Annotated in this window: 17 protein-coding genes and 1 riboswitch; of the genes, 8 read left to right on the top strand and 9 right to left on the bottom strand. The window is 66.7% G+C overall.

The window, feature by feature from the left end; genetic code table 11:
- Nucleotides 1-315: 315 nt before the first annotated feature.
- The gene (locus PARHAE_RS15650) at nt 316-792 is read left to right on the top strand and encodes a HugZ family pyridoxamine 5'-phosphate oxidase (protein ID WP_126155507.1); all 477 of its coding nucleotides are present in this window, start codon (nt 316-318) and stop codon (nt 790-792) included.
- 36 nt (nt 793-828) lie between these two features.
- On the opposite strand, the gene PARHAE_RS15645 is transcribed toward PARHAE_RS15650, so the two are convergent.
- The 4 genes from PARHAE_RS15645 to queA all read right to left on the bottom strand — a co-directional run bounded on the left by PARHAE_RS15645 (nt 829) and on the right by queA (nt 7,053).
- Complete coding sequence (locus tag PARHAE_RS15645) at nt 829-3,123, bottom strand: glycosyl hydrolase family 28-related protein (protein ID WP_126155506.1); 2,295 nt, start codon at nt 3,121-3,123, stop codon at nt 829-831.
- Nucleotides 3,124-3,233: 110 nt separating this feature from the next.
- Nucleotides 3,234-4,625 (bottom strand): dihydrolipoyl dehydrogenase, encoded by a 1,392-nt coding sequence (gene lpdA, locus PARHAE_RS15640; protein ID WP_126155505.1) that lies wholly within the window; start codon nt 4,623-4,625, stop codon nt 3,234-3,236.
- Nucleotides 4,626-4,692: 67 nt separating this feature from the next.
- The gene (locus PARHAE_RS15635; protein ID WP_126155504.1) at nt 4,693-5,931 is read right to left on the bottom strand and encodes an MFS transporter; all 1,239 of its coding nucleotides are present in this window, start codon (nt 5,929-5,931) and stop codon (nt 4,693-4,695) included.
- Nucleotides 5,932-6,006: 75 nt separating this feature from the next.
- A complete protein-coding gene (gene queA, locus PARHAE_RS15630; protein WP_126155503.1) occupies nt 6,007-7,053 on the bottom strand; it encodes a tRNA preQ1(34) S-adenosylmethionine ribosyltransferase-isomerase QueA in 1,047 nt (348 codons plus the stop codon).
- A gap of 114 nt (nt 7,054-7,167) precedes the next feature.
- Here queA and PARHAE_RS15625 point away from each other — a divergent pair, with 114 nt between their 5' ends.
- Together PARHAE_RS15625 and bfr are read left to right on the top strand one after the other, a co-directional pair.
- Nucleotides 7,168-7,461 carry a (2Fe-2S)-binding protein gene (locus PARHAE_RS15625; protein ID WP_126155502.1) on the top strand — a complete coding sequence of 98 codons (294 nt, stop codon included), beginning with the start codon at nt 7,168-7,170 and terminating at the stop codon, nt 7,459-7,461.
- Nucleotides 7,409-7,894, top strand: a complete 486-nt coding sequence (bfr, locus tag PARHAE_RS15620; protein ID WP_126155501.1) for a bacterioferritin — start codon at nt 7,409-7,411, stop codon at nt 7,892-7,894. Before PARHAE_RS15625 ends, bfr begins: the two co-directional genes overlap by 53 nt.
- Nucleotides 7,895-7,925: 31 nt before the next feature.
- Here the strand turns inward: bfr and PARHAE_RS15615 are convergent, their stop codons facing one another.
- Both PARHAE_RS15615 and PARHAE_RS15610 read right to left on the bottom strand, forming a co-directional pair.
- Nucleotides 7,926-8,384, bottom strand: coding sequence for a hypothetical protein (locus tag PARHAE_RS15615; RefSeq protein WP_126155500.1), 459 nt, complete (start codon nt 8,382-8,384; stop codon nt 7,926-7,928).
- Between the two features lie 278 nt (nt 8,385-8,662).
- On the bottom strand, nt 8,663-9,337 hold the full coding sequence (locus PARHAE_RS15610; protein WP_126155499.1) for an HAD hydrolase-like protein: 675 nt from the start codon (nt 9,335-9,337) through the stop codon (nt 8,663-8,665).
- A gap of 117 nt (nt 9,338-9,454) precedes the next feature.
- Between PARHAE_RS15610 and glmU the strand changes: the two genes are divergently transcribed.
- Nucleotides 9,455-10,798: a bifunctional UDP-N-acetylglucosamine diphosphorylase/glucosamine-1-phosphate N-acetyltransferase GlmU gene (glmU, locus tag PARHAE_RS15605; RefSeq protein WP_126155498.1), complete on the top strand. Its 1,344-nt coding sequence runs from the start codon at nt 9,455-9,457 to the stop codon at nt 10,796-10,798.
- The gene (glmS, locus tag PARHAE_RS15600) at nt 10,798-12,615 is read left to right on the top strand and encodes a glutamine--fructose-6-phosphate transaminase (isomerizing) (RefSeq protein WP_126155497.1); all 1,818 of its coding nucleotides are present in this window, start codon (nt 10,798-10,800) and stop codon (nt 12,613-12,615) included. The genes glmU and glmS overlap by 1 nt, the downstream gene beginning before the upstream one ends.
- A gap of 37 nt (nt 12,616-12,652) precedes the next feature.
- Here glmS and PARHAE_RS15595 read toward each other — a convergent pair whose 3' ends face one another.
- The 3 genes from PARHAE_RS15595 to PARHAE_RS15585 form a co-directional block, all read right to left on the bottom strand.
- Complete coding sequence (locus tag PARHAE_RS15595; RefSeq protein ID WP_126155496.1) at nt 12,653-13,126, bottom strand: 6,7-dimethyl-8-ribityllumazine synthase; 474 nt, start codon at nt 13,124-13,126, stop codon at nt 12,653-12,655.
- A 74-nt stretch (nt 13,127-13,200) separates the two neighbouring features.
- Nucleotides 13,201-13,332: riboswitch (FMN riboswitch) on the bottom strand.
- 43 nt (nt 13,333-13,375) lie between these two features.
- Nucleotides 13,376-16,327, bottom strand: coding sequence for a hybrid sensor histidine kinase/response regulator (locus tag PARHAE_RS15590; protein ID WP_126155495.1), 2,952 nt, complete (start codon nt 16,325-16,327; stop codon nt 13,376-13,378).
- A 137-nt stretch (nt 16,328-16,464) separates the two neighbouring features.
- A complete protein-coding gene (locus tag PARHAE_RS15585; RefSeq protein WP_126155494.1) occupies nt 16,465-17,127 on the bottom strand; it encodes a calcium-binding protein in 663 nt (220 codons plus the stop codon).
- A gap of 144 nt (nt 17,128-17,271) precedes the next feature.
- Between PARHAE_RS15585 and PARHAE_RS15580 the strand changes: the two genes are divergently transcribed.
- From PARHAE_RS15580 to PARHAE_RS15570, 3 genes are read left to right on the top strand one after another with little or no spacing between them, the layout of a single operon-like run.
- Complete coding sequence (locus PARHAE_RS15580; RefSeq protein WP_126155493.1) at nt 17,272-17,583, top strand: PepSY domain-containing protein; 312 nt, start codon at nt 17,272-17,274, stop codon at nt 17,581-17,583.
- Nucleotides 17,583-18,245 (top strand): response regulator transcription factor, encoded by a 663-nt coding sequence (locus tag PARHAE_RS15575; RefSeq protein WP_126155492.1) that lies wholly within the window; start codon nt 17,583-17,585, stop codon nt 18,243-18,245. Before PARHAE_RS15580 ends, PARHAE_RS15575 begins: the two co-directional genes overlap by 1 nt.
- Nucleotides 18,245-19,600, top strand: a complete 1,356-nt coding sequence (locus PARHAE_RS15570) for a sensor histidine kinase (RefSeq protein WP_126155491.1) — start codon at nt 18,245-18,247, stop codon at nt 19,598-19,600. Before PARHAE_RS15575 ends, PARHAE_RS15570 begins: the two co-directional genes overlap by 1 nt.
- Nucleotides 19,601-19,622 lie beyond the last annotated feature (22 nt).

The raw sequence follows: 19,622 nt of genomic DNA, 5'->3' as shown, positions 1-19,622 counted from the left end.
GCATAAAGCCGCGCATAATCCCCAGCCCCCACATGCGCATCCCCGAAACCCGCCGGAACAGGATGCTTTTCAATCGCTTCAATCGTCATCAGCTTGCCTTATTCCTCACGCCCTCGCCGCTGCGTCCAGGGTCTTTCGACCCGAAGGCGGCAGGCTCGGGCACGCTCCCTCGGTCAAGTTAATCACATCACACGAAGTCTGGTAAATATTTTTATGAAAACAATCATTTAGTAAAATTATTGACGAATTATGAAGGACGTTTGTAAAGAATTCACAAGCCTTGCAAATCCCTGCATCCCGCGCCAGCCTCCGGCAATGACAAAGGATCCCATCCGCACCACCACCGACGGTGCCCGCGACAAGGCCCGGCAAATGCTGGCCGCGATGCGCCATGCCGTTCTGGCGGTAAACGATGCCGCCACCGGCCATCCGCATCTTTCCAAGATCGCCTGCCAGATCGACCCGTCCGGTTCGCCCATCGCGCTGCTGTCGGGGCTGGCGGTCCACAGCCGGGCGCTTTCCGCCGATCCGCGCGCGGCACTGCTGGTGGAAACGCAGGGCGGCAAGGGCGATCCGATGACCTGGCCCCGCCTGTCCTTGCAGGTGAAGGCCGCGATGATCGACGATGCCGCCGGTCTGCGCGCCCGCTGGCTGGAGGCGCATCCCAAGGCGGCGGCCTTCATCGACCTGCCCGATTTCCGGTTCTGGCGGCTGGCGCCTCAGTCGGGTTTCCTGAACGCAGGCTTCGGCGCGGCCTTCCGGCTGACGCCTGCGGATCTGGACATCCCATGAAAAAACCGCCGCGGCGAGGCGCGGCGGCTCGGGCCGCTACTGCGGGCGGTCCATCCGGGCATAGACGCAGACCCTGCCCCGCGCGGCCGTCGGCCAGTTCAGCCGGATCTGCCTGCGGGACGTTCCCACCTCGACCTGCGTCCAGGGCGCGGCATCGACGCGTGCGCCTGCGGCATCGGTGATCGCGGTTTCCGCAATTACCGACTGCACCGACTTGGCCCAGCCCTTGAAGGGCAGCCCCTCGATCACCGGCAGCGTCCAGGCGGTCGCGGCCGAAGTCTGGTTATGCTGCACCATCAACGGGTTGGAGACATAATTCAGAATTCCGTTGAAGGTGTTCCCCTCGAATTGCAGGTTCCGCATGTTGTTGTAGTCCAGGTCGGCGATCGAGGTATCGACCCGCTCGATCCGGTCGACTTCGCCATACAACGCCTTGAAGACGTTGCTGGTCACGGTCAGCCCATGAATGAAGTGCCCGGTGCCGTGGGGCTTGACCGTCAGCCAGGTGAACCAGGCGGCGGTATTGGAACACAGGCAGGTGTTGCCGGTGATCGTCAGCCCGCCGAAGCTGAATTCCGATCCGGTGAAATTCGGCTCGGCGCTGTGTTCGTTGGTCCACTCGATCGAGGCGTTGTCGATATAGTTGCCGTTGATCGTGGTCTGCACATTCGGCTGGGTCAGCACCAGCCCCGCATAGCGCAGCCCCTCGCCCGATCCGTCGCCCTGGAACCAGTGGTTGCCCGAGATGATGTGCCCTCCGCCATCGGCAACCATGAAATGCGCGAAGCGGACAAAGCGGTTGTCGCGGATCTTCACGTCGTTGGCGTTGACGTTGATGGCGATGGTATTGCGCTGCTGGGCGGGCAGGTCGATCTCGTTCGACAGGAATTGGCATCGGTCGATCAGCATGTCCTGGCAGCCCCGCCCGATCGAGGTGATGCCCCGATCCCTGGGCTTGGTCACATAGCAGTCGCGCAGCGCGATCATCTCGCCCTTGGGCGGCAGCATGATGCCGCTGGCGATGCCTTCGCAGTTCAGGTCCAGGTCGACGAAGTTCAGCCGCGACAGCTGCTCGACGCCCGAGAAATCGAACAGATAGCGATAGCGTTCGAAGCTGTAGCTGCGCGTTCCCGCCCCGCCATACAGGGGCTGCGACAGGGTCAGGGTCTTCGCCGCGACATCCTTGCCGTTCACATAGACCTCGCGCCCGACGCCGGGGCCGCTGATGCGGCTGCCGACCTCGATGGCGGCGACATTGGCGACCGCCGACAGGCGCAGCGGCTGGGCGGGGTTGTAGGTCGCGGTGCTGGTCCACCGGCCGGTGTCCCATTTGGGGCCCGCCACCGCCAGGATGCTGCCGTTGCAGATCACCCGGCGGTTGGAAAAGCCGGTCAGGCTGGGCGCCAAGGCATCCACGACCAGCGGCTCGGTCAGGTCGACGCGGCGCCCGCACAGATCCAGCGATACATGGTCGGTATAGCCGAACAGCGCCTGCAACGCCTTCTTCATGCCCAGCGTCTCGTCCCCGAAGGCATCGGCATAGGTCGGAAAATCGAAGCTTTGCAGGAACGACACGCGGGTATCGGCGGGGGTGCGGATGGTGCCCTTGAAGCGGATCGGGCTGTTGATCCCCAGGTCGCCGCTGATGAAGAACGTGCCTTCCGGCACCAGCACCCAGCCGCCCTTGGCCGCCTGGTCGGCCGCCACGAAGGCCGCGCGGTCGTTGGTCGCGTTGTCACCCCTGGCGCCGAAATCGCGCACGTCCACCCAGTCGATCAGCGACGGGATGAAGGCCGCCGTCACGTCCTCGATCCGTATCGATTCGATGCGGAAGGCGCCGCCATTCGCGCCGACCAGATCCAGGCCGAAATGCCCATAGACCGGCGCCGTGCCCCAGGCCATGTTCACGCCCTGCCGCGACCCGACGCCGACGATGGCGCTGACCTCGATCACGTCGCCATAGGCGGTCATGGGCACGGTCGGCCCGACCTCGACCAGCCCGTCGACATGGGCGCGCGACCCGTTGCCCGCCCATCCCGCGATGCGCGCCGCCCACAGCGCCCCCGCCACCGCCTTGATCCGGGCCGAAACGCGGAGATAGACCCCTGGAATCAACGGTGTCTCGCCCATGAACCGGATGCTGGTGGTGGTCTGCTGCTTCATCACCTCGAGACAGGTGCCGAAATCCTGGTCCGCGGGCACCAGGGCGCCGTTGTCGGCTGATCCCCAGGTCGGGCTGCCGGGGGTGCCGTTCGTCATGGACCAGGCGTTCAACCCGCCCCGGAACGCGGGCGGCATCAGCAAAAGCCCGTTGGTGATCGCGATGTTCATGACCTATCTCCTTCAGCCCGCGGCAGGCGCATGGGCGAAGGGATAGTTACGAAACGGTTAACGCGGCCTTGACGGGGCGGGCGTTGCAGCCCGGCCCCGCGCAACGGCGATCAGAAATGGATCGCCCTGCCATAGGCGTCCAGCACGGATTCGTGCATCATCTCGGACAGGGTGGGATGGGGGAACACGGTGTCCATCAGATCCTGTTCGGTCGTTTCCAGCTGGCGGCCGATGACATAGCCCTGGATCAGTTCCGTCACCTCGGCGCCGACCATGTGCGCGCCCAGCAATTCGCCGGTCTTGGCGTCGAAGACGGTCTTGATCAGCCCTTCAGGCTCGCCAAGCGCGATGGCCTTGCCGTTGCCGACGAAGGGGAAACGGCCCACCTTGATGTCGTGGCCCAGCTCCTTGGCCTTGGCCTCGGTCAACCCGACCGACGCGACCTGCGGGTGGCAATAGGTGCAGCCCGCGATGCTGCTGGGCTTGACGGGATGCGGATGCCCGCCCGCGATCAGTTCGGCGACCATCACGCCTTCATGGCTGGCCTTGTGCGCCAGCCAGGGCGCGCCCGCCACGTCGCCGATGGCATACAGCCCCTCGACCCCCGTGCGGCAATATTCGTCGGTCACGACATGGGTGCGGTCCACCTTGACGCCCAGATCCTCCAGCCCCAGGTTTTCCACGTTGCCAACGATGCCCACGGCAGAGATCACCGTGTCGAAATCCTGCGTCTCGGTCTTGCCCGCGGATTCGATATGGGCGGTCACGATACTGCCCTTGCGGTCCAGCTTCTTGACCGTGGCCTTTTCCAGGATCTTCATGCCCTGTTTGACGAATTGCTTCTTGGCGAAGGCGCTGATTTCCGCGTCCTCGACCGGCAGCACGCGGTCCATCACCTCGACCACCGTGGTGTCGGCGCCCAGCGTGTTGAAGAAGCTGGCGAATTCGATGCCGATGGCGCCCGATCCGATGACCAGCAGCTTCTTGGGCATATGCGGCGGCATCAGCGCGTGCTTGTAGTTCCAGACCAGCTTGCCGTCCGGCTCCAGCCCCGGCAGTTCGCGCGCCCGCGCGCCTGTCGCCAGCACGATGTTCTTGGCGGTGACCTCCTCGGTCCCCTTGTCCGTGATGACGCTGATCTTGCCGGGGGCCACCAGCCGGGCCTCGCCCATGATGGTCGTGACCTTGTTCTTCTTGAACAGGTGGCCGATGCCGCCGGTCAGCTGCTTGGCCACGCCGCGCGACCGGGCCACGACCTTGTCCAGATCGAAGCCGATGCCCTGTGCCGTCAGCCCGAAATCCTTGGCGCGGTGCATCAGATGGAACACCTCGGCGGACCGCAGCAGCGCCTTGGTGGGGATGCAGCCCCAGTTGAGACAGATGCCGCCTAGGTGCTCGCGCTCGATACAGGCGACTTTCAGGCCCAGTTGCGCGCCCCGGATCGCGGCGACATAGCCGCCCGGACCTGCGCCGATCACCACCATGTCGAAATTCTGGGCCATAGGCTCCCCCGTCTGGTCACGATAGTTCAGCGTTAAACCATTCCCGGCGGGCGGACAAGAAGGCCGCTCAGGACGGGTTCGACTGCTTCTCGTCCAGGGCGGCCTCGACCGCGATGGTGGTGGCGTTGGGGGTGATGACGGCAAAGTTGCCCTGTTCATCCGGCGTCAGCGCCCGGCGGCGCGTGGTCCGCCACCCGGCATAGACGGTCAGCATCGCCAGCAGCACCGCCATATAGACCCAGAAGCCGTCCGGTCCCAGAACCTCCATCAGCCAGCCGGTGATGACCGGCCCTCCCATCGATCCGATGCCATAGATGAACAGCAGCCCGGCCGAGGCCGCCGCCATGTCCGACTGGTCCAGGTAGTCGTTGGTATAGGCCAGCAGCAGCGCATAGATCGGGTTGGCGATGCCGCCCATCAGCGCCCCCGCGATCACCAGCCCCAGCGTTCCGGGCTGGGCCGACACGACCGCGACGCCCGTCGCCGTGCCGACCGCCGCCAGGATCAGCACCAGCTTGCGCCGGTCGTAACGGTCGGAAATCCAGCCGATGGGGTATTGCAGCACCAGCCCGCCCGCATAGCTGGCCGCGACGAAGACCGATATCTCGGCCACCGACAGCCCGATCACCGCCCCCCAGACCGAGGACATGCCCGACAGCACGGCAAACACTCCGCCCATCAGGAAGATGCCCACGCAGCCCAGCGGCGAGGCACGGTAAAGCTGGCCGAAGGACATGCGCTTGATGGTCTGGAACTGCGGCGCGGGCCGGGCCGACAGCAGGATGGGCATGAAGGCGAAGGACACCAGCACGGATGCGATGATGAACAGCGTGTAGCCGCCCGGATCGCTGGTGTTCAGCAGCGCCTGCGCCGCCACGATCCCCAGCAGTTGCACGATCATATAGGCCGACAGCGTCTGGCCCCGGTTTTCGTTGGTGGACCGCGCGTTCAGCCAGCTTTCCGACGTGATGTAGACGCCGCAGAAGCAGAACCCGATCACGCAGCGCAGCAGCGTCCACCAGATCCAGTTCGGCTCGACCGAATAGAGCACCAGCACCGAGGAGATCATCGACCCCAGGGCGGCGAAGACGCGGACATGGCCCACGTTCTTGATCAGGCCCGGCACCGTCAGGCTGCCCAGCAGGAACCCCGCAAAATAGCCCGACATGACCACCGACATCTGCAAGGTCGGGATCCCCTCCAGCCCGCCGCGGATCCCCAGCAGCGTGCCCTGCATCCCGTTGCCGACCATCAGCAGCAGGATGCCCAGGAACAGCGGCCATGTGGTTCGCAGCACGGAAAGCATGGATCGTCTCGGACTTGGGAAGGAACGCCCCTTCTGTGGCCCATCCGTCGCCGGCAGGCTACCCGGAAAGCGACCCTAGGGAATCAACAGCGACGCATCGCCATAGCTGAAGAAGCGATAACCCGAATTGACCGCATGGGCATAGATTTCCCGGATCTTTTCCTGCCCCATCAAGGCCGAGACCAGCATCAGCAGCGTGGATTTCGGCAGGTGGAAATTCGTCATCAGCCCATCGGTCACCCGGAAGTGATAGCCGGGATAGATGAAGATGTCGGTCGTGCCCTGGAACGGCCGCAGGGTGCCGTCGGGGGCGGCCGCCGATTCGATCAGCCGCAGCGCCGTGGTGCCGACCGGGATCACCCGCCGCCCCTCGGCGCGGGCGCGGTTGATCGCGGCGGCGGCATCGGCGCCGACCTCGCCCCATTCGGCGTGCATCCGGTGGGTGGTCACGTCCTCGACCTTGACGGGCAGGAAGGTGCCCGCGCCGACATGCAGGGTGACATGGACGAATTCGACACCCTTCGCGGCCAGGTCGGCCAGCAGCGCGTCGTCGAAATGCAGGCTGGCGGTAGGCGCCGCGACAGCGCCCCGGCGAGCCGCCCAGACGGTCTGGTAATCCTGCCGGTCCTGGTCATCGGGCGCCCGCAGCGCGGCGATATAGGGCGGCAGCGGCATCGCGCCCACCTGCGACAGGGCCGCGTCGAAGGCATCGCCTTGCGCATCGAAGCGCAGCGTCAACTCGCCCTCGGCAATTGCGGCGACCTCGGCCGACAGGGCGTCGCCGAAGCGGATCACTTCTCCGACCCGCAGTTTGCGCAATGGCTTGGCCAGCGCGCGCCAGCCGTCGGCGGCGGGTTCCAGCAGCGTCACCTCGATCCGGGCGGTGGCCTCGCCCTGGGGGGTGGCGCGGGCGCGGGTGCCGGTCAGCCGCGCGGGGATCACCTTGGTGTCGTTCAGGACCAGCACGTCGCCCGCCCGCAGAATGCCGGGCAGATCACCGACCCGCCGGTCGGCAATCGTCCCGCCTTCCGCCAGCAGCAACCGGGCGGAACTGCGCGGGCGGGCCGGGCGCGTGGCGATCAGATCGGCGGGCAGGTCGAAATCGAAATCGGACAGCTTCATGCGCGCGCTTCTGCGTCCGCCCCGCCCGCCGGTCAAGTCCAAGGTGCCCAAGAAAAAAACTCAGCTTTACATTTCCGACAGAATCGCTATGTTTCCCTGAACAGGAGCAACGCGATGATTGTCTGCCATTGCACGCAAATCTCGGACCATGAGATCAAGGCAGCGATCGACTGGATGCGGAACGCGGATCCCCAGACGATCATCACGCCGGGAAAAATATACCACGCGCTCGGTAAACGCGCCGATTGCGGTGGATGTATGCCGCTCTTTCTGGACACCATGCGTCACTGCGATAATCTGGGCGTAGCCCCGCCGATTTTGCGGGCAAAATCAGATAGCGCAAAGGACACCCACCATGAAGGGCGACGCAAAGGTTATCGAGTATCTCAACGCGGCGCTGCGGTCTGAACTGACGGCCGTCAGCCAGTACTGGCTGCATTATCGGTTGCAGGAAGACTGGGGCTTCGGCCGCATCGCCGACAAGTCGCGCGCCGAGTCCATCGAAGAGATGCATCATGCCGACCGGCTGATCCAGCGAATCATCTTCCTGGAAGGCCACCCGAACCTGCAAAAGCTGGATCCTCTGCGGATCGGGCAGAACCTGCGGGAAACGCTGGAATCCGACCTGGCTGCGGAACACGACGCCCGCACCCTGTATCTGGAAGCGCGCGAATACTGCTCCAGCGTCAACGATCAGGTGTCCAAGTCGTTGTTCGACGACCTGATCGAGGACGAGGAAGGCCATATCGACTTCCTGGAAACCCAGTTGCAGCTGTTCGACACGATCGGCGCCCAGAACTATGGCCAGCTGAACGCCAAGCCTGCCGACAAGGCCGAGTGATCGGCGCGGCCGTCCCCTGCCGGGGGCGGCCCTATCCCCGGACGCGGCGCAGCAGGGCGAAGGCCAGCAGCGACGCGATCAGCATGGGGGCCGCGTCGGGCACCGGAACGGGCGCCAGCGGGGGAAGATCGGGATCCCCCGGAACTTCGATGATGGGATCGGTGGGTTTCGTCGGATCGACGGGCTTGGACGGATAGCCGGTGTCCGGCCGCGTCGAGGAAGAGTCGTCGATTCCGGGCACCGACGTATTCCCGCCGCCGGACGACCCGCCCGAGCTGCCGCTGCTGGACGACCCTCCGCTTCCGCCCCAGAAGGATGCCGTCCGGGCCACGGCGGGAGTGCCGCCCGATGCCCCCTGGTTCAGCGCCGCCATAACGGGACCGGCGGGGTCGCCCCACGTCGCATAGGGATCGACCAGCAGGTTGTAATTGGCATAGCCCGGCGGCACCTTGCCCTGCATCGGGCTGTCGTCGCCTATGACCAAGGTCATGTGGTCCCCATATTGGTCACGCTGAACGACATGAACGGCGGGGCGAAATCCGATATTGGGAAAGAAATACAGGCACTGGTCCTCGACCGTGCAATGCGGCTGCATCGTGACACCCTAGACAACAGGTCGGCGGGCAGGGATGCAGCCCGCCTAAAGCGGACCGGCTGCGGCACCGACAAACATAAACAATCGTTAACGCCCCGTTAATAATTGGTCGGGTCGGTGTCGTAAATATGTCTAAAAAGTCATTAACGCGTCGCGTCCGCCCTGCCGGAGGGTCAGTCCAGCCAGCGCCGCGCCAGATCCGGCAGTTCATCGAAATGGCCGATCAGGGCATCCGGGGCCAGGCGCGAGATCGCCTCGCCCTCGGGTCCGAAGGACACCAGCGCCACCCTGACGCCCGCCGCCGCGGCGGTCTTGCGGTCGGTCTCGGTGTCGCCCACCAGGAAGGACGCGGCCAGGCTGCCCCCGGCCCGCTCGACCGCCGCGCGATAGGGACGCGGGTCGGGCTTTCTGACCGGCAGCGTGTCGGCGGCGATCATCGACGCGAACCGCCCGCGCACCCCCAGGGCATCCAGCAGGGTCTCGGCCAGCGAACCGGGCTTGTTGGTGCAGACGGACAGGATATGCCCGTCTGCCTGCAAGCGGTCCAGGCACTCCTCGACCCCCGGATACAGCGTCGTATGAACCGCGATGTTCTGCCCATAAAACTCCAGCAGGCGGGGATAATCCTCGTCCTCGGCCCCCGGCGGCAACAGCATGTCGGCGCCGATCCGGCCGTATCCGGCCCGCAGCATCGCCCGGCCGCCATGGAACGCGGTCAGCGCGTCGGCCACCGGATCAAGGGCCACCTCGATCCCGCGCGAGGCGAAGCAGGCATTCGCCGCCGCGATCAGGTCGGCCGAGGTATCGGCCAGCGTCCCGTCCAGATCGAAGACCACCGTTCCCGCCATGCGCCTGTCCCTTTCCGCAACGATCCGACACCAAAGGTGAACGCCGGGGGCTTTCGCCCGCGCCCGGCCCCGATTAGAACGCCCGGCAAGGAATTTGAACAGCGAATGAGGGGCAGCATGGCGGACAATCCGGTGGCGATCGTGATCCTGGCGGCCGGTCAGGGCAGCCGGATGCAGTCGGACCTTCCCAAGGTGCTGCACCGGCTGGGCGGCGCGCCGCTGGTCGGCCATGCCCTGGCTGTGGCGCGGACGCTGGAACCCGAACAGGTGATCGTGGTCGCGGGCCATGGCGCCGATCAGGTGACCAAGGCCGTGGGCAAGATCGACCCCGACGCCCGGATCGTGCTGCAAGCCGAACAGCTGGGCACGGGCCATGCCGTCCGCCAGGCCCTGCCGGAACTGGAGGGCTTCGAGGGCAAGGTGATCGTCCTTTACGGCGACACCCCGTTTATCGGAGAGGATACGCTGGCCGCCCTTGCCTCGCACCCCTCGGACCTGGTCGTGCTGGGATTCGAAGCCGAGGATCCGGGCCGCTATGGCAGGCTGATCGTCTCGGGCCGCGGGCTGGAACGGATCGTCGAATACAAGGACGCCGACTCCGCGACGCGCGATATCGCCCTGTGCAATTCCGGCGTCATGGCGCTTGAGGCGTCGCTTCTGCGCCAGTTGATCGTGCGGCTGACGAACGAGAACGCCTCCGGCGAATACTATCTGACCGACCTGGTGGCGCTTGCCCGCGCGGAAGGCCGCAGCACCGATGTCGTCACCTGCGACGAATCCGAAACGCTGGGCATCAACACCCGCGCGGAACTGGCCGGCGCCGAAGCCGCCTTCCAGGACCGCGCCCGCCGTCAGGCGCTGGAAAACGGTGTGACGCTGTGCGATCCGGCGACGGTCTGGTTCGCCCTGGACACGGTGATCGGCCGCGACACGGTGATCGGCCAGAACGTCGTTTTCGGCCCCGGTGTCACGGTCGAATCGGGGGCCGAGATCCTGCCCTTCTGCCATCTGGAAGGCTGCCATATCTCGTCCGGCGCGACGGTCGGGCCGTTCGCCCGCCTGCGCCCCGGCGCGGAACTGGGCGGCGACGTGCATGTCGGCAACTTCGTGGAAATCAAGAACAGCGTGCTGGACGAGGGCGTCAAGGTCGGCCACCTGACCTATCTGGGCGACGCCCATGTGGGCGAGCGCACCAATATCGGCGCGGGCACCGTCACCTGCAATTATGACGGCGTGATGAAGCACCGCACCGACATCGGCGCGCGCGCCTTCATCGGCAGCGACACGATGCTGGTCGCGCCGGTCCGCGTGGGCGACGACGCCATGACCGGATCGGGGTCCGTCATCACCGCCGACGTGCCCGCCGGCGCCCTGGCCCTGGGCCGGGCCCGGCAAGAGAACAAGCCCGGCCTTGCCACACGCCTGATGGAAGCCCTGCGCGCGAAAAAGGAGTCCCGCTGATGTGCGGCATTATCGGTATCCTCGGATCGCACGAGGTTTCCCCGCAACTGGTCGATGCGCTGCGGCGGCTGGAATATCGCGGCTATGACAGCGCGGGGGTGGCGACGGTCGATGCGTCCGGGCGGCTGGATCGGCGGCGCGCGGTGGGCAAGCTGGTGAATCTGTCCGACCGGCTGGTCCACGACCCCCTGCCCGGCCATATCGGCATCGGCCATACCCGCTGGGCCACCCACGGCGCCGCGACCGAGGTGAACGCCCATCCGCACCAGTCCGGCCCGGTGGCGGTGGTCCATAACGGCATCATCGAGAATTTCCGCGACCTGCGCGAGGAACTGTCGGCCTTGGGCATCCAGCCTCAGTCGCAGACCGACACCGAAACCGTGGCCCTGCTGACCGCGCATTACATGGACCAGGGCCTGCCCCCGGTCGAGGCCGCGCGCAAGACGCTGGCCCGGCTGCGCGGCGCCTTCGCGCTGGCCTTCCTGTTCGACGGCGAGGGCGACCTGATGGTCGCCGCGCGCAAGGGCAGCCCGCTGGCCATCGGCCATGGCGACGGAGAGATGTTCCTGGGATCGGACGCCGTGGCGCTGGCGCCCTTCACCGACCGGATCACCTATCTGGAAGACGGCGACCACGCGATCCTGACCCGCGCCGGGGTGCAGGTCTTCGATGCCGAGGGCAACCAGACCCACCGGCCCGAGGCCCGCATCGACAGCGGCGCGACCGCCATCGATAAGGGCGGCTATCGCCACTTCATGGCCAAAGAGATCGCCGAACAGCCGGTGGTGATCGGCGACGTGCTGAACCATTACGTCAAGGGTGACCGGATCGTGCTGCCCGACGGGCTGGATTTCCGCGATGTCGACCGCATCAACCTGGTCGGCTGCGGCACCGCGCATCTGGCGGGCCATGTCGCGAAATACTGGTTCGAACAATTGGCGGGCCTGCCCTGCGACATCGACGTGGCGTCCGAGTTCCGGTATCGCGAACCTCCCTTGTCGCCCGGAAGCTGGTTCATCGCCGTCAGCCAGTCGGGCGAGACGGCCGATACGCTGGCCGCGCTGCACTATGCCAAGGATCACGTCGCCCGCACCGTCGGGCTGGTCAATGTCGGCACCTCGGCCATCGCGCGGGACTCGGATGTCGCCCTGCCCACCCTTGCAGGGATCGAGGTCAGCGTGGCGTCCTCGAAGGCCTTCACCTGCCAGTTGACGGTGCTGGCGATCCTGGCGCTGAAGGCCGCCCACGACCGGGGCCGCATCGACGACGCGGCGCTTGGCCGTCACTTGGCCGATTTGCGCAGCATTCCCGCGCTGATGCAGCAGGTGCTGAACCTGTCGGACGACTGCCGGGCGCTGTCGGAATGGCTGTCCCAGGCCCGCGACGTGCTGTTTCTGGGACGCGGCGCGCTGTATCCGGTGGCCCTGGAGGGCGCGCTGAAGCTCAAGGAACTCAGCTACATCCACGCGGAAGGTTACGCATCGGGCGAGTTGAAGCATGGGCCGATCGCGCTGATCGACCGCGACGTGCCGGTGATCGTGCTGGCCCCGCATGACGCGCTGTTCGAAAAGACCGTCTCGAACATGCAGGAAGTGATGGCCCGCCACGGCCCGATCCTGCTGGTCTCGGACGAGGCGGGCCTTGCCTCGGCCAGCCACGGGGTTCAGGCAAGCCTGCGGATGCCCTCGGGCGGCGGGGTTTTCCAGCCGATCCTCTATGCGATCCCGATGCAGTATCTGGCCTATCACACGGCGGTCGCCAAGGGGACGGACGTGGACCAGCCCCGCAACCTGGCGAAATCGGTCACGGTGGAATAACCGGAAGGCGCGCGGGCCGGTCCCGCGCGCCCTGTCCTCATGCCACTTCGGCGCGGCCCTCGGCAGCGATGCGGGCGTCCAGTTCAAGCACCTGATGGACGGCATTGGCCGCCTCGGCACCCTTCTTGACGAAATGGTCGCGGTAAAAGCCCGTCAGCAGTTCGGTTTCCTGATAATTGTGCGGCGTCAGAGAGACCGAAAAGCAGGGCACCCCGGTTTCCAGCCCTGCGGTCATCAGGCCGTTGACCACGGCGGCGGCGACGAAATCGTGGCGATAGATGCCGCCGTCCACGACAAGCGCGGCGGCGACCACGGCATCGTATGTGCCGGTCTGGGCCAGCTTCTTGGCCAGCAGCGGCATCTCGAACGCGCCCGGCACGTCATAGGCCACAACCTCGGCGCCGGGAATCAGGCGCTGTTGTTCGGCGAGGAAACCGTCATAGGCACGATCCACGACATCGGAATGCCAGCGGGCCTTGATGAAGGCGATACGGGGGGTCTTGTGGGTCATCTTTCAGGAACCTTACGTTGCTTCGCGTATGGTCCCAGGACATGAGCCATGACCGTGCCAAGGGGCGACGCGGCCACGGTTCTCTTTCATCCAGACTATACTGTCGGCCCCGGAGTTTCACCGGATCTGCTGACCCCCCTGTTGCCAAGGGGCGCTCGCGGGCTGTCACCGCCGGTGGGGAATTGCACCCCGCCCTGAGAACGGGTTTGGAGTAACACGCCCCGACCCGTCCGCCAAGAGGCTTGGCGTTCACCCGACCTGGGACAGGGCCTGCCGGACTGCGGCGCGCAGGTCGTCCTCGCCATAGGGCTTGCACAGCAGCACGGTCTGCGGCGGGCAGCCCGCAGGCAGGGCGCTGTCGCCGGTGGCATAGACCACCGCCAGGCCGGGCCGGATGTCCACCGCCCGCTGCGCCAGCTCGTTGCCGTTCATGTCGGGCAGGCCCAGGTCGGTCAGCAGCAGATCGAAGGCCTGGCCCTCGAGGCTGGACAGCGCGGGCGCGGCCTTGCCCGCCTGGGTGACGGTATAGCCCATCTCCTCCAGCATGATGGCGGTGTCGGCGCGGATCAGGGCGTTATCCTCGACCAGCAGGATCGAGACGGGGCGGTCGCCCGCCGGATCCGCGTCCCTGCGCGGTTCGGACGCCCGTTCGGCCTCGGTCGCCTGGCGGGCCTGCCGGGTGTTGGCGATGACATGGCGCAGCCGGCGGGCCAGGGCTTCGCGCGAATAAGGTTTCGACAACAGCTCGACCCCCGGATCCAGCCTGCCGCCATGGACGATCGAGTTTTCCGTATAGCCCGAGGTGAACAGCACCCCCAGCCCCGGCAGGATCTGCTGCGCGCGCCGCGCCATGTCGCGGCTGGACAGCCCGCCGGGCATCACCACGTCGGTGAACAGCACGTCGATATGCAGCCCGCTTTCCACGACCGCCAGACCCGCCTGCGCATCCCGCGCCGTCAGCACCTCGTATCCCAGCGATTCCAGCAGATCGACCACGGTGGCGCGCACGGCCTCGTCATCCTCGACCACCAGGATGGTTTCCGTGCCGCCGACGATGGGCCCGTCGAACAGCGGGGCGTCGGTATCCTCGTCGCTGTCAGATCGCGGCAGATAGATGCGCACGGTCGTTCCTTCGTTCGGTTCGCTGTAGACGGACACATGCCCCCCCGATTGCTTGACGAAGCCATAGACCATGGACATGCCCAGGCCCGTCCCCCGCCCTTCCGGCTTGGTGGAATAGAAGGGATCGAAGATCCGCTCCAGCACCTCGGGGGTCATGCCGCAGCCGGTGTCGGTCACGGCCAGCATCACGTAATCCCCGGCCGAGACATCGCCCGCAGCCAGGGCATAGATCTCGTCCAGCCGCTTGTTCGCCATTTCGATGGTCAACTGGCCGGGGCCGTCCAACGCATCGCGGGCATTGATCGCCAGGTTCAGAAGCGCGCTTTCCAGTTGCGCGCGGTCCACGCAGATGTTCCACAACCCCTGCGGCACGATCACCTGGACTTCGACCGCCTCGCCCAGCGACCGGCGCAGCAGGTCGTCCATCTCGGTCACAAGACGGGCGGGCTGGATCACCCGAGGCTCCAGCGGCTGACGGCGCCCGAAGGCCAGAAGCTGGCTGGCCAGCTTGGCGCCGCGCGCGACGGCCGACAGCGCGTTTTCGACCCGCTGGCTGGCCCTGGCATTGCCGTCGCAATCTTTCGCCAGCATTTGAAGACTGCCCGCGATCACCTGCAAGAGATTGTTGAAATCATGGGCCACGCCGCCGGTCAGCTGCCCCATGGATTCCATCTTCTGCGACCGATGCAGCGCCTGTTCCGTCTTGCGGTGCTGTTCGATCTCGTCCGCGACGCGGGCCTCCAGCGTCTCGTTCAGGCGGCGCAACTGATCCTCGGCCCGCTCGCGATGGGCGATCTGGCGTTGCAGATCCTCGGCCTGGGCCTGCAACTGCGCCTCGGTCAGGCGCTGTTCGGTGATGTCGGTATGGACGCCCACCCATTCGCTGATCCGGCCCGCATCGTCGCGCGTCGGCACCGCGCGGATCCTGAAGATGCGGTATTCGCCGTCCGCGCAGCGCAGCCGGTGTTCCCATTCAAAGGTCGACTGCGCCGCAAGCGCCTGCCGCCATGCCTGGATCGTGGGCGCGCGGTCGTCGGGATGGACCGCATCGGCCCAGCCATAGCCCTGATAGGCATCGAAATCCTGGCCGGTCAGCGCCGCCCAGCCGCGCTGTTCCCCCTCCATCCGGCCATCGGGAGAGTTGGTCCACAAGACGCTGTGGATCGCCTCGACCGCCGCGTGGAAGCGGTTGTTGCTGTCGCGCAGCCGGTTTTCGGTCAGCTTGCGATCCTCGATGTCGATCAGGATCATGTAGACGCCGTCGATCCGGTCGTCCCGCGACATCCGCGGCAGGCAGCGCATTTCCAGGTGGCGGGGCCGGTCGCCGGGAAGATGCACGACCGCATCGACATTCACCGTCTCGCCCAGCAGGGCGCGGTCCAGCATGTCCTGGGTCTGGGCGGCCTGCCCCGCGCCCAGGATATCCTCGATCCGCTTGCCGATCACCTGCTCATGGGTGACGCCGAACACTTCCAGATAGCACTGGTTGGCAAAGCGGAAGACCAGCGATTTGTCCAGGAAGGCCACCAGGATCGGCAGCGCGTCGGACAGGTGGTAAAGCTCGGCCCGGCTTTCGGCCAGCGCATCGCGGGCGCGCACGGTTCCGGTGATGTCCAGCACGGTGCACAGGACGCCGTCCACGCCCACGCCGGATTCGCCGTAGATGGGGGTATAGAACAGGTCGAAGATCACGTCCTCGGGCTGGCCGTTGCGGTTCAGCACCATCGGCTGTTCGCGGAAGGCCTGCACCTCGCCCCGCATTCCCCGTTCCAGAACGGCGCGGTTGAAGTCCCAGATTTCCGGCCAGATGTCGGGCACCGTGCCGCCCAGGGCGCGCGGATGATAATTGCCCGCGATCTCGATATAGCTGTCGTTATAGATCATCACATGATCCGGTCCCCACATCAGAACCTGAGGGATCGGAGAGTTGACCAGCGAGTTGACCTTGATCCGCAGATTGGCGGGCCAGTCCCGGATCGGCCCCAAGGACGTGCGCGACCAGTCGAACCGGCGCACCAGCTCTCCGCAAAGGCCGCCGCCGACAGGCCAGGACGGATGGGGCAGGTCTGTCGTCGTCATCGCGCACCGCAAATCCAGATGTGAGGCCGGAAATTAGGCACGGATCGCGCAGGCTGCAAGCGGCGACGACCCGACGGGACGGACGGTGAACCAAAATCAATCGGGGCGGCCGGGCCGGGCCGCCCCGCAGACAGCAATCAGAAGGTGAAATCGCTCAGATCCAACTGGCTGCGCTGCATGTCGTCGATGGTGATGGTGGTGTTGCGGTCCAGCGTCAGCACCAGGTCAGTGCCCTGCTGGCGGGCCGTGGCGATCACCTGGCTGACCTGGGCACGGCTGAAATCGTCCAGCTCGATCCGGTCCAGGCCGTTCTGGAAATCGGCGATGCGGTCGCGCCCGTCGCCGCGTTCGAATTCGAACACATCGGCGCCCGCGCCGCCGTTCAGGATATCGTTGCCCGTGCCGCCTTCCAGCCGGTCGTTCCCCGCGTCGCCCCACAGAAGGTCGTTGCCGCTGCCGCCCTCCAGGTCGTCGTTGTCGGCTCCGCCTTGCAGGCGGTCGTTGCCGCGCCCGCCTTCCAGTTCGTCGCGGCCCGCGCCGCCAGACAGGGAATCGTTGCCGTCGCCGCCGTCCAGTTCGTCATGGCCGGCATCGCCCCACAGCTGGTCGTTGCCGCTGCCGCCCTCGATGTCGTCATTGCCGTCGCCGCCATACAGCCGGTCGTGGCCGTCGCCGCCGAAGATGTCGTCATTGCCGCGATGGCCGTTGATGACATCGTTGCCGCGCAGCCCCGCCAGCCAGTCCGACAGAGAGGTGCCGTTGATGATGTCCGCCGCGTTGGTGCCCGTCTTGCGTGCCATATGCCTGTTCCTTTTCTTCCAGGGGGCCGCGCGCCCGATGGGTGCGGCCCGGTGACGAGAATCAGGATTAACTTATGCGTGCTGACAGGCCCCTGACCGCGAATGTCAGGGTTTTGTCAGGCCCGCTCGGCTACGATCGGCGGCATGAGACACCTGCTTGCCCTTGCCCTGTCCTTGACCATCCCTGCCGCCGCCGGCGGGCAGCAGAACCCTTTGCCCGATTTCGAAGCCGCCCAGACCGCCGTCGAACGCGGCGAGATCCTGCCGCTGGCGCAGATCCTGCGGCAGCTGGACAGCGAACATCCCGGCACCGTGGTCGAGGTCGAGCTTGAACATGAAGACGGAATCCGCGTCTATGAGGTCGAACTGATCACCCCGGACGGCCTTCTGATCGAGGTCGACATCGACGCCGCCACCGGCGAGATCCTGAAGATCGAGGAGGAATACGACGACTGATGCGCGCCCTTGTGGTCGAGGATGACCGTCGTATCGCCGCCGACCTGGCCCGCGCGCTTGAATCCGCAGGGTTCCGGGTCGAGCATGTCGAGGACGGCGAAACCGCCTGGTTCCGCGGCGGGACCGAGAACTATGACCTGATCGTCCTGGATCTGGGCCTGCCGCGCCTGGATGGGCTGACCGTCCTGAAACGCTGGCGCGCCGAGGGCTGCGAAAGCCCGGTCCTGATCCTGACCGCGCGCGGCGCCTGGACCGAACGGGTCGAGGGCATCGACGCGGGCGCCGACGATTACCTGCCCAAGCCCTTTCGGATGGAGGAGCTGATCGCCCGCGCCCGCGCCCTGGTGCGGCGGTCGGGGGGGCGGGCGGCCTCGGTCCAGCAGGTGGGCGACGTGTCGGTGGATCTGAACCGCATGTCGGTCGCTGTGGCGGGCGTGCCGGTGGCTGTCACGCCCCTGGAATACCGGCTGCTGTCCTATCTGGCGCTGCACCGCGACCGCACCGTGCCGCCCTCGGAACTGCTGGAACACCTGTATGGCGACGACGATTCGCGCGACGCCAATGCATTGGAAGCCGTGATCGCCCGGCTGCGCCGCAAGATCGGGCCGGGGGTGATCCATACCCGGCGCGGCTTCGGCTATGACCTGGGTGCCGCGGGCTGATGCGGCGGTCGCTGCGGCTGCGGCTGCTGGTCGTCGGCGCCTGCGCCATCGTGGCGACCCTGGGGGGCGCGGCGTTGGGGCTGGCCCTGCTGTTCGAACGCCATGTGGAACGGGTGGCGGTGAACGACCTGGAAGCGCGCGCCCTGACACTGGCGGGGATCGTGGAATACGACGCAGAGGGTGTGCCGCGCCTGACTGCGCCGCCGACGGACCGGCTGTATCAACAGCCATTCTCGGGCCAGTACTGGCAGGTCGCCCTGGCGGATCAGGTGCAGCGGTCGCGGTCGCTGTGGGACTATACCCTGCCGATGGACCGCCCCGCCCCCGCGCCGGGACGCAGCGACGTGCTGGATCTGCCCGGCCCGCAGGGCGAACGGCTGCTGGCGGTGGAACAAAGCCTGCTGGTCGGGCGCGGCCCCCGGCCCCTGACGATGCGCATCATCGTCGCCTCGGACAGGGCGGTGCTGACGGCGGCGCGGCGGGGTTTCCTGGGCGACCTGATGCCCTATATCGCCTTCCTGTCCCTGCTGCTGATGGCCGGATCCTGGCTGCAAATCCGCATCGGCCTGGCCCCCCTGGCCGAGGTCGCCGACCGTGTGCGGGCCCTGACCCAGGGGCAGCGGTCGCGCATCGGCACCGACCTGCCGGACGAGATGCTGCCCTTGTCGCGCCAGTTGGACGCCCTGCTGGACGCGCGCGATGCCGAACTGCTGCGCGCCCGGCACCGGGCGGGCGATCTGGCGCATGGCTTCAAGACCCCCCTCCAGGCACTGCTGGGCGATGCCGGCACCCTGCGCCGCCGAGGAGAGCCGGAAATCGCGGGCAGCATCGAAACCGTCGTCACCGCGATGCGGCGGCTGGTCGACCGCGAACTGGCCCGCGCCCGCATCCAGTCCGACCGCCACGCGGCCGAGGCCGATCCGGCCGCCGTCCTGGCCCGGTTGGTCAAGGTGCTGAAACGCACCCCCAGGGGCGCCGGGATCGACTGGCGGACCCGCGTTGCCGACCCCACCACGCGCGCCCGCATCGACCCCGACGACCTGACCGAGGCGCTTGGCGCGCTGCTGGAAAACGCCATGCAGCACGCGGACAGCCGGGTCGAGGCGGTCGTGGCCCGGAAGAACGGCGGCGTGGCCATCTCGATCTGCGACGACGGGCCGGGCGTGCCCGAGGACGCGCTGTCCCTTCTGCCGCAACGCGGAATGCGGCTGGACGAGACCGGCGAGGGCCAGGGCATCGGCCTGGCTATCGTGCGCGACATCGCCGACGCCGCCGGGGGACAGTTGTCGCTGACCAATACCCGCCCCGGCCTGTGCGTCGAACTGACGCTGGAAGCCGCACCGCCCCGCCGGTAAGCTGGCCCGAACACGGGGGGGA

The organism is Paracoccus haematequi (assembly GCF_900631945.1).
GTDB lineage: Bacteria > Pseudomonadota > Alphaproteobacteria > Rhodobacterales > Rhodobacteraceae > Paracoccus > Paracoccus haematequi_A.
The sequence above is the reverse complement of the archived record's forward strand: the minus strand, read 5'-3'. Positions and strand labels throughout refer to the sequence as shown.